Annotated in this window: 15 protein-coding genes and 1 tRNA gene; 11 read left to right on the top strand and 5 right to left on the bottom strand. The window is 45.2% G+C overall.

Going from position 1 to position 16,101, the window contains the following annotated elements; all coding sequences use genetic code 11:
• Positions 1–290 precede the first annotated feature (290 nt).
• The 6 genes from ABJO30_03030 (at position 291) to ABJO30_03005 (ending at position 7,723) form a co-directional block, all read left to right on the top strand.
• Positions 291–434, top strand: coding sequence for an AlpA family phage regulatory protein (locus tag ABJO30_03030; protein MEP3231785.1), 144 nt, complete (start codon positions 291–293; stop codon positions 432–434).
• A gap of 3 nt (positions 435–437) precedes the next feature.
• Positions 438–962 carry a hypothetical protein gene (locus ABJO30_03025; protein MEP3231784.1) on the top strand — a complete coding sequence of 175 codons (525 nt, stop codon included), beginning with the start codon at positions 438–440 and terminating at the stop codon, positions 960–962.
• Positions 952–1,968 (top strand): site-specific integrase, encoded by a 1,017-nt coding sequence (locus tag ABJO30_03020; protein ID MEP3231783.1) that lies wholly within the window; start codon positions 952–954, stop codon positions 1,966–1,968. The genes ABJO30_03025 and ABJO30_03020 overlap by 11 nt, the downstream gene beginning before the upstream one ends.
• A gap of 70 nt (positions 1,969–2,038) precedes the next feature.
• Positions 2,039–3,910 carry a DNA methyltransferase gene (locus ABJO30_03015; protein ID MEP3231782.1) on the top strand — a complete coding sequence of 624 codons (1,872 nt, stop codon included), beginning with the start codon at positions 2,039–2,041 and terminating at the stop codon, positions 3,908–3,910.
• 3 nt (positions 3,911–3,913) lie between these two features.
• Positions 3,914–6,802: a type III restriction-modification system endonuclease gene (locus ABJO30_03010; GenBank protein ID MEP3231781.1), complete on the top strand. Its 2,889-nt coding sequence runs from the start codon at positions 3,914–3,916 to the stop codon at positions 6,800–6,802.
• Between the two features lie 3 nt (positions 6,803–6,805).
• A complete protein-coding gene (locus ABJO30_03005; protein MEP3231780.1) occupies positions 6,806–7,723 on the top strand; it encodes a restriction endonuclease in 918 nt (305 codons plus the stop codon).
• A gap of 480 nt (positions 7,724–8,203) precedes the next feature.
• On the opposite strand, the gene ABJO30_03000 is transcribed toward ABJO30_03005, so the two are convergent.
• Entirely contained in the window at positions 8,204–8,722 is a 519-nt protein-coding gene (locus tag ABJO30_03000) for a redoxin domain-containing protein (protein MEP3231779.1), read from the bottom strand.
• On the bottom strand, positions 8,719–9,399 hold the full coding sequence (locus ABJO30_02995; GenBank protein MEP3231778.1) for a GntR family transcriptional regulator: 681 nt from the start codon (positions 9,397–9,399) through the stop codon (positions 8,719–8,721). Before ABJO30_02995 ends, ABJO30_03000 begins: the two co-directional genes overlap by 4 nt.
• Positions 9,400–9,617: 218 nt before the next feature.
• On the opposite strand from ABJO30_02995, the gene ABJO30_02990 reads away from it, so the two are divergent.
• From ABJO30_02990 to ABJO30_02975, 4 genes are all read left to right on the top strand, one after another.
• Positions 9,618–10,394, top strand: a complete 777-nt coding sequence (locus ABJO30_02990; GenBank protein MEP3231777.1) for a glucose 1-dehydrogenase — start codon at positions 9,618–9,620, stop codon at positions 10,392–10,394.
• 54 nt (positions 10,395–10,448) lie between these two features.
• On the top strand, positions 10,449–11,429 hold the full coding sequence (locus ABJO30_02985; GenBank protein MEP3231776.1) for a TRAP transporter substrate-binding protein: 981 nt from the start codon (positions 10,449–10,451) through the stop codon (positions 11,427–11,429).
• A 72-nt stretch (positions 11,430–11,501) separates the two neighbouring features.
• Positions 11,502–12,029, top strand: coding sequence for a TRAP transporter small permease (locus tag ABJO30_02980; GenBank protein ID MEP3231775.1), 528 nt, complete (start codon positions 11,502–11,504; stop codon positions 12,027–12,029).
• An 8-nt stretch (positions 12,030–12,037) separates the two neighbouring features.
• A complete protein-coding gene (locus ABJO30_02975; protein MEP3231774.1) occupies positions 12,038–13,333 on the top strand; it encodes a TRAP transporter large permease in 1,296 nt (431 codons plus the stop codon).
• A gap of 249 nt (positions 13,334–13,582) precedes the next feature.
• Here ABJO30_02975 and ABJO30_02970 read toward each other — a convergent pair.
• A tRNA-Ser gene (locus tag ABJO30_02970) sits at positions 13,583–13,672 on the bottom strand.
• Positions 13,673–13,930: 258 nt separating this feature from the next.
• On the opposite strand from ABJO30_02970, the gene ABJO30_02965 reads away from it, so the two are divergent.
• A complete protein-coding gene (locus ABJO30_02965; protein ID MEP3231773.1) occupies positions 13,931–14,251 on the top strand; it encodes a hypothetical protein in 321 nt (106 codons plus the stop codon).
• Between the two features lie 5 nt (positions 14,252–14,256).
• On the opposite strand, the gene ABJO30_02960 is transcribed toward ABJO30_02965, so the two are convergent.
• Positions 14,257–14,946 (bottom strand): fumarylacetoacetate hydrolase family protein, encoded by a 690-nt coding sequence (locus tag ABJO30_02960; protein ID MEP3231772.1) that lies wholly within the window; start codon positions 14,944–14,946, stop codon positions 14,257–14,259.
• Between the two features lie 65 nt (positions 14,947–15,011).
• Entirely contained in the window at positions 15,012–16,055 is a 1,044-nt protein-coding gene (gtdA, locus tag ABJO30_02955) for a gentisate 1,2-dioxygenase (GenBank protein MEP3231771.1), read from the bottom strand.
• Between the last annotated feature and the right edge of the window lie 46 nt (positions 16,056–16,101).

Genomic DNA, 16,101 nt, shown 5'->3' with positions numbered 1-16,101 from the left:
CTACTTGAGGCACAAATAGGAACAGTGCAGAGGTTGAAAACCGGTCGGTCTTTTATGAAAATCTTAGTGAAAGGATTAATTTTGAAACACTTGTCAAAAGCAGAAATTGCCATCATCAAAGCCCGGATTTTGCGTGGTGACGTATATCACGAAATTGCCTCTGATTTTCGTTTCAATCAAGGGCGCTGTTCTGATTTGAAATACGGCAGAATCTACGCCGAAATCGCACCAGCAAAACTAATTTAACTTATTTGAACGCTGCGACTTTCGTAGCGTTCAAATTTTCACCAATGGTCATCTTTCCTGTATCCAAGTCAACTTGGTGGGCGGGCGTGAAAGAAGGGCATTACCCGCAGCCTTTAAAACTTGGCCCCAAAATGACGGCGTGGCGTGTTGAAGATATTCGCACCCTCATCGCATCAACGCAGGGTTAAGTCATGTCTAGGCGCTTGTACCCTCATAATCGGGTGCGATATTGGTATACTTATGATCTTGACGAAATTTGCGCTCTGTTCGCTGATTTAGGCTTGCACCCGCAAACCATTCGTAAGTGGATTAAGAACGGCCTTAGTACAATTGATGCAGGCAAGCCTGCTTTGATCTACGGTCAAAACTTCATCGCCTTCCTGAAGAAGAACAACCAGACCAACAAATGCAAAACAGCATTTGATGAGTTTTTTTGTATGCGTTGCCAGGATGCAAGGCCCGTTTATAGAAGCGAGGTTTCCGCAACCCAGAAAGCCCAATTCGTGAAGGTTCAAGGAATATGCCGAGTGTGCAAGACGAGCATGTTCAAGAACTATAAAATGGCTGATTTGGCAGACCTCAAAAATATATTCAAGCTGGTTGATGTTTCGCAATTATATGATGACGCAAAACCCACCAGTAAGACTCACATAGCTGCACAGGACAAACAAGGCACAAGTGAGTCATTGCAAGGGGACTTGTTCTATGAAAGTTGATAGGAAGCCAGAGCGTTTTTGTGCCGCGAACGAGCGTATCAAATGTAAATACCGTCAGCACTTGCGATGCATTGGACAGAAGGATGAAAAGACTGTCCTTGCCAATCTGAAGCACATTCGTGATTTTGAGCTCTTTGTTAAATTCAAAGGCTTTGAATGCTTCAATGCGGATGTGGCGGATAAATATATTCAAGGCATGTTCAATGCTGAATTGTCCCTATCCTACATCACAGACAATATTCGCGCTCTCAAAGACTTTCTGAATTGGCTGGAACGCCAGCGGGGTTACCGTAGTAAGATCGATTACAATCACATCGATTATCTAAATATTTCTAGAAACCAACGCCGAGAGGCGAAGTCAGGTCTTTATCAAAAATCGTATAGCTATGAGCAAATCATAGCGGCCATTCGCAACATGCCCTCTGATACGGATAGAGGGATGAGGGAAAAAGCGATGGTGTCGCTCCAAGCTCTATGTGCATTGCGAATTTCAGAACTCAGGACCGTTAAGCTTCAAAACTTGATTGAAGAAGACGGAGCTTACTTTATTCACGTTTCACCCAAAAACATGCATGTGAAGTTTGCAAAGACCCGACAAGTTGTATTTGTTCCCTTGCCTAAGGATATTATCGGCAATGTCATTGGATGGCGGGATAGGTTGATAGAGATTGGCTTTAAACCAAATGATCCGCTGTTCCCGGCCACCACTCGTAACTTTAACGAACGAAACTTGTTCGAAGACAAATTGAAATCAGATGGCATAAAGTCTGACACTACAATTCGGAACATTTTCAAAGCATGTTTTGTCAAAGCAGGTTTCGAATATCTCAATCCGCATTCATTCCGCAAAACCATCGCTCGTTATGCACAAACCCAAAGTCCGCAGTTCTTGAATGCTGTGAGGCAAAATCTGGGACATAGTTCGATAGACACAACGTTAAGTAGTTATGGGCAATTGTCGGAATTAGATCAGAGGCGCACCATAACTGAAATTGCTTTTAACTGATGACTTAGCAATTGATCGAAAGGTTATTTTCTTTAATAGTATTGCGAAAATAAAAGATTGATACGCAAGCATGAAAAAAGAAATATCAGAGAACGCCAACATTACGGCTAACAGCAAACAAATTGACGTGCTGAAAGAGCATTTTCCAAATTGCTTTGATAAGGATGGCGCTTTTCAACCTCATAAGTTGGAAGAACTGGTAAAGGCATCGGGCTCTGATATTACCCGTGAAGGCTATACGCTCAATTGGCTTGGCAAGTCTTATGCACGGCTTTTGGCCAACGAAAATGTCAGAACGCTACTCGCGGCCAATGAAGAGCACAATTCAAAACCGGAAAATGCAAATTCAGAAAACTTGCTCATTCAAGGTGATAATCTTGAAGTCCTGAAACACCTCAAAAACGCCTATCGTGAAAAGGTCAAGATGATCTATATCGACCCGCCTTATAACACGGGTTCGGATGGCTTTGTTTACGCAGATGATCGCAAATTCACGGTTGAGCAATTGTCACAACTGGCAGGCATTGAAGACGATGAAGCCAAACGCATATTGGAGTTCACCCAAAGCAAATCTAATAGCCATAGCGCATGGCTAACTTTCATGTTTCCAAGGCTCTATATTGCTCGCGAACTCTTGCGTGAAGATGGTGTGATTTTCATTTCAATTGATGACAATGAACAGGCACAACTCAAACTACTTTGCGATGAAGTTTTTGGGGAAGAAAATTTTGTCGGACATCTTATGTGGAAGCGTAGGGTGAGTAGTGCACTTGATGAAAGCAATTTATCAACTGACCATGAAGGAGTGATCTGTTACAAGAAATCTGAATTTGAAGGATTTCGGGGAATTGCAAAAAATTTTAAAAATTACAAAAATCCCGATAATGACCCACGTGGTGACTGGATATCGGATAATTTAACTGTAGGCATGTCAGCCGCAATGAGGCCAAATCAAGCTTATGATTTGCTCGACCCAGAAACAGGCATATCCTACCCTCATAATCCAAATAGGGTTTGGGCCTTTATACCAGAAACAATGGATCGGATGATCTTGGAAGGGCGAATACTTTTCCCCTCAGATAATTCAAAACGACCGATGCAAAAACGTTTCAAAGGGGAATTAAAAACACAATTTAACCCGTACTCCACTCTTATGATGAACCATGTTGGGCTCAATAGTGAAGCTACAAAAGCGATGCAAAGTTTGTTAACCGGTAATATTTTTGAATATTCGAAACCATTGAGCTTGCTGCATACACTAACACTTCAAGTCACAGAGACTAGTGATTTAACTCTAGATTTCTTTTCAGGCTCTGGCACCACCGCACATGCAGTGATGGCACTTAATTCAGAAGATGGGGGCAATCGCAAATGCATATCAGTACAGCTGGATGAGCCAACCGATCCAAAATCAGAAGCTTATAAGGTGGGCTATAACACCATCTTTGAAATTACCCGTGAACGCATCAAACGGGCAGCAACGAAAATAAAAGAAGAAAATCCAGAAGCTAAATGTGATTTTGGCTTCAAGGAATTCAAAACTATTTCCCCTTTTGATGGCTATCTTGATGAGGCGGAAACACTAGAACAATATGAAGCATTTGAGGCTGAAAAACTGAGTGAAGAAGAGCGTAGACAACTCATGCTCACATGGCAGGTTTATGATGGGTTGCCTTTGCATTTGGAGCTAACCTCTATTCAGCTGGCAGGCTACGTGGCGCATCAGGGCAATGAACTGCTTTACTTCATGGATCAGGGGCTTGAGCTAAAGCACATTGTTGAACTCTTGGAGCGTATTGATCACGACAAGGATTTTGCACCGCGCAAGCTGATTATATTAGGTCAATTGCTCACCAGCAAAGCACAACGCGAAATCAGTGAGGCCATTCATTCCTATAACAATCGTAAGGGCATTGAACTCACCCTTGATATCAGGTTTTAGGTTATGTCCGGTTTTGTCTTTGAACGGAATTTGCCCCATCAACTAGCAGCCGTAAACGGTGTTATGGACGCGTTGGAAGGCATATCCGTTTTCCGTGATACATTCAGCACTCAAAACCCATTGTTGCAGTTTTTAGACGAACAAAAAAACTTGCGTCGAAGCATCGTTGATTTACAAAAATACGGTGGTTGGGAATCGCTCATAAAGACCGATGACATCAGTGAACTAATATTTGATATTTCCATGGAAACTGGCACGGGCAAAACATACGCCTATACCAAGACCATGTTTGAGCTTCACAAACAAACTGGCTTGCATAAGTTCATCATAGCAGTACCCCGTGTAGCAATTAAGGCTGGCACAGTAAGCTTTCTAAAATCCGATGCAGCAAGAGACCATTTCAGGCATGACTATGGTTCTGAAATTAAGGTGCATGAGGTGCAAAGTCAGCAAAAATCAAAATCCAAAAAAGAACGCCTTCCACAAGCCATCGCCGATTTTTGTCGTGCAGATAGCAACCTCAATAAAAACGCCATACATGTGCTGGTCATCAATGCAGGTATGATCAACTCGAAGACAATGGAGAAGTCTTTTGACGTGGCCTTATTTGATGAATTTGGCATACCTCATGAAGCGATTGCTAATACCAAACCTGGTTTGATCATTGATGAACCTCATATGTTTAAACGTGGTAATTCCACTTATAAAAACCTGATGCGTTTCAAGCCACAATTCACCCTGAGATATGGCGCTACCTTCGATGATGATTTGGTCAATCTTGTATATCAACTGAATGCCATAGAAGCCTTCAATCAGGACTTGGTTAAAGGTGTAACAGCGCATGTTGAAGAATTTCCGGAGGCACAAAATACTGTTTTGAGGTTGATTGAACTAGACGGGAAAGAAGCCAGCTTTGAGCTCATTGATGCAGGAAATAAAAGCCGACACCGTCTTACCAGCAAAGCAAGCTTTGAAAGCGTTCACCCTGAAATGCAGGGACTTCATATTGAGGCAATGAATAAATCAAAAACCGTTCTTTCCAACGGTATGGAATTGAAAAAAGGCGATAGACTGAACCCGTATTCCTATGCCGAAACCTTGCAGGAAAAAATGATCCAAAATGCAATCAGCCAGCATTTTGAAAATGAACGGGAATTGTTCTTGCAAAGCCCACGAATTAAACCCCTGACACTTTTCTTCATAGATAATATAAAAAGCTATCGTGAAAAAAATGGTGCGTTACGTATGCAATTTGAAGCGATGGTAAAGGCCCATGTTGCGCATCTTATCAACAAGGAAGTAAATGCTGATTACAAGGCCCATTTGCAATCAGCCTTGAAAGACCTTTCAGCCCTTCACGGCGGGTATTTTTCAGCAGATAACTCCGGTAAAGATGAGAAAATTGAAAAGGAAACCCTTGAGATACTTCATGACAAGGAAACCCTTTTGGATTTCAATAATCCACGACGTTTCATCTTTTCTAAATGGACATTACGTGAAGGCTGGGACAATCCAAATGTCTTCACAATCTGCAAATTAAGATCATCAGGCAGCGAAACATCAAAGCTGCAGGAAGTAGGTCGTGGCCTACGCTTGCCCGTCACAGAGTACATGACACGTGATAAATCCAAAAGCCACTCACTACACTATTTTGTAGACTTCACGGAGACAGATTTTGTTGCAAAACTGGTCAATGAAATCAATGAACAGGGAAGCGCTACGCTTAACCAAGACAAACTTATAGATGAACTAATTACCTCTATTTTGCAGCACTACAATGAGTACGCAGATGATGAAGCCTTGTTGGAATTTTTGGATGATAAGGGGATAATAAATAGAAAGAACGAATATAAAGCAGGCGGCTTTGACCAATTGCGCGAATTGTTTCCAGCAGCTTTTGATACAGGTTTGAAAAAAGGAAAAATTAAAAAATCGGGAAGCGATAAACCTAAAGCAACTATCCGCAAGGGTAAATATGAAGAGCTAAAACAGCTTTGGGAGCAAATCAACCAGAAGGTTGTGCTTGAATATCAAGTTAAGGATGAAAGCGGCTTCAAAGCACTTTTCCAAGACTATATTTCCAATGCGCTTGATGATTTTGAAGCAACTGGTTCAAAGACGGTCACTACTAAAATTACGGTTGAAAGCAATCGCGTAGGCCAATCAAAAGGTATTTCCGAAAGCAAAGTTCTACCCTTCAAACTCATGACTTACAAAGAGTTTTTGCAAGGCCTTGCAATTGCACTTTCACTAAACATTCATTCGCTTCATGAAGTCTTTTTATTGCTTAAGCAGAATAAGAAATTAGAAATAGACCATTACTTAAGCCAGTCAACCATTCGAAAGCTGAAGTCCGGCTTCAATGATTATCTGATGCAAAATGCCTATGGCAAATTTCAAATCAGTTACCAAAAAACCAGCAATAAAATTCATCCAACAAAGTTCACAACCAAAGATGGAACCCCGCATGAAAATATTGCCAGCAATGACGTTGGCACCATGTTTGAAGATGGACTTGCACCAAAAGATTACCTGTTTGATGAAATTTTTTATGATGGCGAATTGGAGCTACAAAACATCAAGGAAGAAATTGACGAAATAATCGTTTATTCCAAGATACCTAAAAATTCTATCAGGATACCGCTAGTAGGTGGTGGTACATATTCACCTGATTTTGCCTATGTAATTAAAGGACGTGATGGCAAATCTGATATCAACTTGGTCGTGGAAACCAAAGGTAAGAATGAACTCGATTTATCGGAGTTGGAAAAGAAAAAAATAGAACATGCCAATTCGTTTTTTGCTGATCTCAAACATGGAACAAAAGTGCATTTCCATCGCCAACTTAGTAGCGATAAGATGCTTTCTATTATCAAGGAAGTTAGAGGGTAAATTTTGATCCCAGATTATCAAAGCTTAATGCGACCAGTTCTTGAATGTGCTGAGCCTAATGAAGTAAGTGTTGCTGACGTAGTAACTAAGCTAGCAGACAAATTAAACTTAAGTGAAGTTGAACGGAACCAGCTTTTACCAAGTGGCAAGCAAACCACATTTAGTAATAGAGTCCAATGGGCTCGAAGCTATCTTAAAATGGCTGGTTTAGTGAAAAATCCTAGGCGTGGATTTTTTGAAATAACAGACCGTGGAAAAGAAGCATTAGCTCAGTCGGATCTTGAAATAAACAACGCATTTCTTAGCCAGTTTGAGGAATTTCAAGCTTTTCAAAAACGAGGGAAAGGACCAGGAGGAAATAATGACCAGTTGCCATCGGATACAACTATAAAAGAAGTTACACCCGATGAAATACTGCGAAATGCCCACGCTGAAATAAACCGCGCACTTGCAAACGAGTTGCTAACAAAAATAAGAGAAGCTAATCCTGCATTTTTCGAGCAATTAATAATCGACCTATTGATTTCGATGGGATACGGCGGAACATCATACAATGCTGGTCAGGCACTTGGAAAATCTGGTGATGATGGGATAGATGGAGTAATCGATCAAGACCCACTGGGTGTTGACCAAATCTATTTGCAAGCCAAAAGATATGCGCATGGGAATAATGTTGGTTCTGGTGCCATGCGTGATTTTTTTGGTGCATTAAGCCTAAAGAAGGCGACAAAGGGTATTTTTGTCACAACTTCCAAATTCAGCACTTCAGCAATCCAAACGGCAAATGATCTTGGTACTCGCATTGTATTGATTGATGGTGAGCAACTAAGCAAGTTAATGATCCGCTATAGTATAGGGTGTCAAAGTGAAGAGGTTCTTCATTTGAAGAAATTAGATGATGGCTATTTCGAAGCTGAATAAGAGCAAGAATCACATTTTGGGGTATAATTGGGGGTATATTGTAAATCGAATTATATTTTATAATTTAATAACAATTAGATAGATAGTTAATCACAGTGTGGCGGGGACTATTTTTGTCCAATGCAATCCAACTTGGTTTGGAAACACCTGATATAAAAAGGGCTGAGGATGGGGGTGCTGCCCCTAATTTTAATGCTCACACCCTGAAATTAGGCTGCTTGAACGGTGAGCTATTCGAGATAATGCGCACACACAAATTGCGAATGGCATGGCCTCCAATGGAAAGGCGAAAGGAAGGAAGCTCTTTAATCGACTCCAATTTTTTGGGACAAATTCCGTTCAAAAATGGAGGAGCTTGCGCGGCTCAATTCACCTTTATCATCCGTAATGAGCTCGCTTGCCGCTACACGGTCAAAGAGTGGTTTTTTAGTAGAACCGCGCGGGGGAGCGCGGTTCTAGAAACTTGTTATGCATATTTTATTATGCGGTGCCGCGAACTGGGCGGTTGTTTTCGATGTTGAATTTCATGCCATCCAGCAGCTCTTCTAAATCAGGGCGTGATGCAGGGCCGTTTGAGATATCAACAAGCATGAGCGATCCATCTGGACGAATTGCAAATGTACCTGGTTCAGCAAATAGGCTGTCGGTTTCTGCGTCCGACAAAGGCTCAGAAACATAAACACCCAAAGAACGCATTTGAGCTTCTGTCATGCCGTAGCAAAGATCAAAATTCCAACCGAATTCTGCTTGGTCTGCGAGCGCTTTTTCTTTGGTATCAGCAGACACTACCACAATATCCATAACCTCGGTCCATGAGGTCAAAGCGGCATTGAGCTTGTTCAAGTAACGTTTGCAACGCGGACAATGTTTGCCGCGATAGACAACCAGCATTGTCCAACGGTCTTTAGGTTCACCAATTGCAATGTTGTCCCCGCCTGCCACTGATGGGAAGCTAGTGGGTGCGATTTGGGCACCAACATTTGGCTTTGCAGTTGTCATTCAAAATACTCCGAGTGTTTGTTGTGTACGTCTGTTATTACGCTATCTAAGCGGGCGAAATGCTGTCGAGCAACGGTTGTTGCCTCTTTGACCGAGCCATCCTTGAGTGCTTTGGCCAGCTTTTGATGGTCGTCAAAAAGGGTTGCAGACTCGTCTTTTCTATCCAAACTGAGAAGGCATAAGCGGTCCATCTTGTTCTTACATTCTTCAATCGTATCAAATGCCGTCGCGCAATCACCAAGGTCGCATATCAGTTTGTGAAAGTAGTAGTCGAGTAGGTGAAACTGGTCCGCCTGCGCGTTTGATAGGGCTTGTTGTTGTTGTTGTAAATTTTCATCTAGAGCTTGAGCACGTTCCGCGTCCCAGATGGCGCAGGCTCGCTGAACGACCTCAAGCTCCACCGCAAGGCGAACAAACCGTGCGTGGGCAATTCTCTGCATGGAAAATCCACGCACTTCCGTGGCCCGCTGAGGGCGGATAAGGAGTAGATCGAGGTGTTCCAAACGGTTAAATGCATCGCGGACAGGCTGGCGCGAAACGCCAAAGCGTTGCGCAATATCAGCTTCAGACAATTTTGATCCGGGTAGGATGGCTAGTGATGAGATTTCTTCATGCAATTTTTCAAACACAACATCGGTTGTTGTGCGTCTCGGCGATTTTTCAGTCCATTTCCTCATCAGTCTTCTTTCATTTAGACCGTGATCAAGCGATCAACTCTATATTCTCTAGAAACACAAACAATCTCAATCTGCTAGCATAATTGCTGACGTCTCAAGCGTGCTTGTAACGATAGTTTTGTACAACCTAGCTGAAAAAATAGCTATTGACAATACTAGTATACTAGTCTTCACTTGCATTCAACAGCATAAAGTTTTTGAGCAATAAGGTTGAGTGTATGTCGTCTAATTCTGAATCAGCGTCTAATAATCTCGTTGGAAAAATTGCCATCGTTACAGGCGGAGGCAGAGATATTGGCCGCGCATGTGCAATGAAATTGGCAGCCAACGGCGCTGCAGTCGCAATCAATTATCATAGTTCATCAGACGGCGCAGACAGTGCTGTCAGCGAAATTACAGCAGCAGGTGGCAAAGCATTCGCGATGCAGGGCGACATGACATCCCAAGCTGATGTTGATGCACTGATTGCAAAAACGGCTGAAACATTCGGCGATCAAATTGATATGCTGGTGCATGTTACTGGCGGGCTGGTTGCTCGCAAAACATTAGCAGAGATGGATGTTGATCACTGGGACTATGTGATGGCTCTTAATGCGACATCATTTATGCGTACTGCCAAAGCGGTCGTACCTCATATGAAAAACGGTGGCTCTATCGTTGGTTTTGCAAGTCAAGCTGGGCGTGATGGTGGCGGACCTGGTGCGAGTGCATATGCAGCATCTAAGGGTGCTGTGATGACCTTTACGCGTGGGCTAGCCAAGGAGCTTGGCCCCAATATTCGAGTTAATTCTATATGCCCTGGCATGATTGATACAGATTTTCATAACACTTTCACGAAGCCCGAAGTGCGTTCGCATGTTGCCAATGTCACTCCGCTAAAACGTGAGGGTACGCCAGAAGACGTCGCAAATTTGACGGTTTATCTAGCATCGGACGAAGCATCTTTCATTACAGGCGCCAACATTGACATCAATGGGGGCATGCTGTTTTCCTGATCAGCTATAGCTGTTCTACTAAGTCCAACGACATCATCCATGGGAGGAATTAAGATGTACAAGAAACTTTCAGCCAAATTATTAGGCGCAGCGACGGCCTTGTCATTGCTGACAGGCATGGCCACTGCTGCTGACTGGCGTGCATGGAATATCCACAACGACGGTCACCCAAACACAGCAGCGATGGATCGGTTTGCAGAGCTCGTCAATGCCGGCACTAAAGGCGAAGTTAGCCTTCAAATATTCCATGGCGGCGTTCTCGGCAATCAGCCTGACGCTTTGGAGCAGGTTCGCATTGGTGCAATCGAAGCTGGTAACTTTAACCTTGGCCCAATCGGCCCGATCGTTAAAGAAGCAAACCTTGTGTCACTGCCTTTCATCTTCAAAAGCGTCCCACACATGTTCCGCGTCCTTGACGGTGAAGCTGGTGAAATCGTAGCAAAAGGCATGGCTGACGCTGGTCTTCTACCCCTTGCCTGGTTTGATGCTGGTGCGCGTTCATTCTACGCGCAAAAAGCAATTGAAACGCCTGCAGATGTCCAAGGTCTGAAAATCAGAGTGATGAACAATAACCTGTATACAGCGATGATCTCAGCAATGGGTGGTAATCCATCACCAATGGCTTTTTCTGAAGTTCAACAAGCGCTTAAAACCGGTGTTGTTGATGGTGCGGAAAACAACTTCCCATCCTTCAAAAACGTTGGTCACTTCGAAGTCACTAAAAACTACTCACTGAGTGAGCACCTTATCATTCCTGAGTGTATTTGCGTAAACACTGCAAAATACAATGCATTGTCAGCGGACCTTCAAGCGGCTGTAAAAGAGGCAGCTCAAAAAGCCGCCCTTTACCAGCGTGAGTTGTGGTCAGTTCAGTCTAAGCAAGCTCGTCAAGACGTTGAAGCTGCAGGCATCAAAGTGAACGAAATTGCTGACAAGGCTCCATTCCAAAATGCAATGGATTCAGTTTATGCAGAATATTTAAAAGCGAACCCAGATATGCAGAAACTTGTCGATCTCGCAAAGGCGACAAAATAACCTGTAGTCTAGGCTAGATTAAAAGTGCCCGGCGTCATCCAAGATGCCGGGCTTTTTTGACGGAGAAAACAAATGCACAAATCAGAAGAACCACCGGTTTTTTTGCAAAAAATGAATGCGGTATATGATGTCATTTCTCGTGTCTGTGTTTTTTTAGCAGGCACTGCAATCGTCGTGATGACTGTGATTTTTGCATGGTTGGTATTTGGCCGTTACGTATTGAATGATACGCCAACTTGGGTAGAGCAGGTTTCCCTTCTCCTCATCATGGTCATCGCATTTTTAGGCGCAGCAGCAGGCGTCAATAATAATACGCACTTGTCCGTCAACATTTTCCGCAGCATCGTACCCGCTTGGTTGCGCACCATATTTGTCATCGCAACCGATACAGCCATGATGGTCTTTGGTGGCATGATGTTTTGGTACGGTATTCAACTTACCCAATTTAAATGGGGCACACTTATCCCGTTGATCAATCTCCCAGAAGGACTGCGATCACTACCACTGACACTTTGTGGGTTGTTTGTTTTCTTATTTTCCGCTGGCCACCTGATCCGCTTGTTTCTTGGGCATGATCAGCGTGAAGACACTATTGAGTAGAGACGAATATGGGGATTTTGCTTCTTTTAACCGTTTTCATTACCTGCGTTGTCATTGGCACGCCTGTTGCCTTCGCTTTGGGTATTGCTGCTCTTTCAGCGTTTTGGTTTGAAGGGCTACCTCTGTTTATCGCTTTTCAACGCGTTGTTGCTGGTATTAATGTTTATGCTTTCATGGCGATCCCGTTCTTCATTTTCGCGGGCGAGCTTATGTTCCATGGCGGTATCGCAATTCGGTTAGTGCGATTTGCTGAAGCAGCCGTTGGCGCTGTACGCGGCGGACTTGGCATTGTGAATGTTCTTTCCTCAATGTTGTTTGGCGGCATTTCTGGATCAGCTGTTGCTGACATTTCAGCGCTTGGCTCCATTCTTGTTCCTGTGATGAAAGATAAGGGTTACGACGCGGACTACGCAGTGAACGTCACCGTGACATCTTCCATTGCCGGCATCATCATCCCGCCTAGTCACAACATGATCATTTATGCTCTTGCAGCAGGTGCAGGTGTGGCGGGCTCCGTATCAATTTCCCAGCTGTTTCTTGCTGGTGTTGTGCCGGGTGTGTTGATGTGCCTCTGTCTTGCAGTGGCTGCTTACGTCGTTGCGGTGAAACGGGGCTACAGGGCTGAAAAGTTTCCAGGCTGGTCTGCACTCGTGATGTCATTCCTGCTTGCTACACCAGGCCTTTTGACCGCGGTCATCATTGTAGGTGGGGTTCTTTCAGGTATTTTCACCGTTACTGAATCTGGTGCATTTGGTGCGATGTACGCTTTGGTGGTTACGGTCTTTGCCTATCGCAGCCTCAGTTGGCAGGGTTTTAAAACGGCTGTTGTATCCTCCGTACGCACGACATCCATGGTGATGATCCTCATCGCCTGTGCTGGTGCTTTTGCCTATATGCTGACCTTCTACCGTGTTCCTGACAAAACTGTGGAATTGGTAACTGGCATTACTGAAAACCCAATTATGATCTTGCTGATGATCAATGTTGTGCTGCTTATTCTTGGCATGATTATGGATATGGCAGCCCTGATCCTAATTTGCACGCCGATCTTCCTGCCTGTGGCCCACAGTCTCGGTATGGACCCGTTGCAGTTCGGTATCATGATGTTGGTCAACCTCGGCTTAGGTCTTTGCACTCCGCCAGTGGGTACGTGCCTATTTGTCGGCTGTGCAGTTGGGAAGTTACCGATTGAAAAAGCGGTGAAAACGATCTGGCCGTTTTACATCGCGATTTTCGCCGCCCTCATGCTGATCACCTTCATTCCGGCAATTTCACTAACTTTGCCAAACTTACTCGAAAACTAGCTACGTGCGTAAATCATCCACTCCATTGCGCAGGTGAGCTTGTCACCGCAGGTGCTTTCTTAAGCGCCTGCGGTTTTTGCATATTTAGGTAGTCTTATTGCGTGATGACACAGGCTGAAATCTTCACGATATGAGACATTGCCAACGACGAACAATACTTGCCGATAGAAGCTTAGGCGTATCACTCTCCCAGCGAAGCCCCACATCGCCTGTCTGCAGTGCATGGGGAGAATGTAGAAAAGCTTGAAATGGCGGACAGACAGGGATTCGAACCCTGGAGACGGTCACCCGCCTACACACTTTCCAGGCGTGCGCCTTCGACCACTCGGCCACCTGTCCTGCTATACGCACGGGTTGGAAATCCCGTGGGGTCTAAGATAAGCGCACGCCTATCTTAAATGGACTGCTTTGAGAAACAAAGCATGGGCGCCTTCGACCACTCGGCCACCTGTCCAATAACCACCAAGGCGAAAAAGTCCTTGGTAGCAGAGGCGGAATATACTGAACAATAACGTGAGCGCAAGTGGGCATTTGCATTTAGCCGAGAATAGCTTATCTAACCCTCATAAACCCTTTTCACTTCTGGATAATATACCCATGATCCGTGCTTTTTTTCGCTATATCGGATATTTGCTTTTGGCAGTCGCATTCATTGCGTTGATTTTGGATGGGGTGGCGTTTCTTGCAACGGGTGAATTCAAGCCTGTTATTGCTGGTAAAACGTGGACAGACCTTGCTCCTGCATCGCTCAACCAGTTTCAATTCGCGCTGCAAGAGCACCTTGGCTTGATTTGGTTTTGGGACAATGTCGTTCAAAACTTATTGCTTCAGCCAACAGCCGCCGTATTGGCAGGCTTTGGATTGTTTTTCTGTTTGATCGGTCGCAAGAAGAAAAAGAAAGAGGGCTTCACTACCTAGCCCTTCTATCCGATCGTTATGCTGATCGGCTCAAACCCATCGACACCGCCTTCAAGTTGATCGCCCGCTACAACAGCGCCGACACCAGCTGGTGTGCCTGTCATGATAAGATCACCTGGGGCGAGCGCGACTGACCTTGATAAAATCGAGACATGCTCTTTTACGTCCCAAATCATATCGGCCACATCCGCGTCCTGCTTCATTTCACCGTTGACTGAAAACCAGATGCGGCCTTGCTCTAGGGTTGAGAAATCTGAGAGCTTTGTGAGCGCTGCCATGGGTGCTGATTGATCGAAGCCTTTACCTAAATCCCACGGGCGACCCATTTCTTTGGCAACGCCTTGAAGGTCGCGACGGGTAAGATCAATACCAACACCAGCCCCCCAAATATGATCATAGACGTCGTCTTGCGCGATGTTTGCGCCTGCTTTGCCGATTGCGACGACCAGCTCGATCTCATAGTGCAGGTTCGAGGTTTCAGGCGGGTAGGGCACGGTTGAGCCGCTATCCACCACGGCATCAGCTGGTTTGGTGAAAAAGAACGGTGGCTCGCGGTCTGGGTCTTTTCCCATTTCGCGGGCGTGAGCTGCGTAGTTGCGGCCAACGCAGAAGATGCGGCGCACAGGAAAGCGGTCTTGGCTATTCGCGACAGCAACAGAGGCTTGTTCTGGCGGGGTGATTACATAGTTTGTCATTTAACATTACTTTCATTGCTACGGCGCTCACGTCGCTCTTTAATTACCGCGCTTTTCGCGGCTCTTTAATTACCGCGCTTTTCGCGCCAGAGGCCGCATTTTTCTTGTACGGGCCGATCAGAATAAGAAAACAGCACCGCGTCTTCGTTTGTTTCATGCGTAACGTCATACCAGCTCGGCACGACGAACACATCGCGCGGTCCCCAGCTAAAGGTTTCGCCATTGATGGTGGATAAGCCAGAGCCTTCTACGCCCACAAACACCGTCGCGTCCGTTGAGCGGTATGGCAGGGTTTTGAAGCCTTTGGGTAGAAGCTGCAAGCAGGTGCCAATGGTCGGCATCGCCCAGCCGCCATCGACTGGATTAACGTAACGCATTTTAAGACCGTGATAAGGGTCCCACTCATTGGAGCGCTTCATCATTTCTAACGCTGCGCGGGAACGCTCATAGGGGTAATTGAAAATCGGCGATGTAGCCGCCACTTTCTCATAGCCAAGCGGCAACATATTCGCACCGAAGCGGGCGAGGGAATCGTCATCTGGCTTGGTGATTGGCTGACTGTCTTCGCCCAAGCCTTCTGCGAAAGAGGCGTCTAAGAATTGCACCAACGGAATGTCGAGGCCATCAAGCCAGAACACAGGATCTTGGCTATCGTTGCCGTGGTCGTGCCATTCCCAGTTGGGCGTGATGACGAAGTCGCCGAAATGCAGCTCAGTCTTTTCGCCACCCACAGCGGTGAACCCGCCGGATGCTTCAAGCACGAACCGAAGCGCTGATTGCGTGTGACGGTGAGCGGGGGCGACTTCATCGGGCATCACGCATTGCACACCGCAATAAAGCGAGGTGGTGACTTTCGATGTCCCTTTAAGGCCCGGATTTTCTAAAATGAGAACGCGGCGTTCTGCTTCTTTGGCGGAGATGAGGCTGGAGGCTTCAATCAATCGTTCGCGCACTTGGGTGTAACGCCACAGATACGGCACGCAATTGCTTTTAGGCTCTGGCGTGATGATGCCCGCCATCACGGACCAAAGGGCGCGCATGCTTTCTGGTTCTATGGCGTCATAGAAAGCTTGTCGCTCTGTGTTGTTTTCAGGGGTGGTGCCTGCCATGAATTCCTCCCGCGCATTTCCATCAAACGGTAGCGCGGGAAGTTGA

It is taken from the genome of Hyphomicrobiales bacterium, assembly GCA_039973685.1.
Taxonomy (GTDB): domain Bacteria; phylum Pseudomonadota; class Alphaproteobacteria; order Rhizobiales; family JACESI01; genus JACESI01.
The sequence above is the reverse complement of the archived record's forward strand: the minus strand, read 5'-3'. Positions and strand labels throughout refer to the sequence as shown.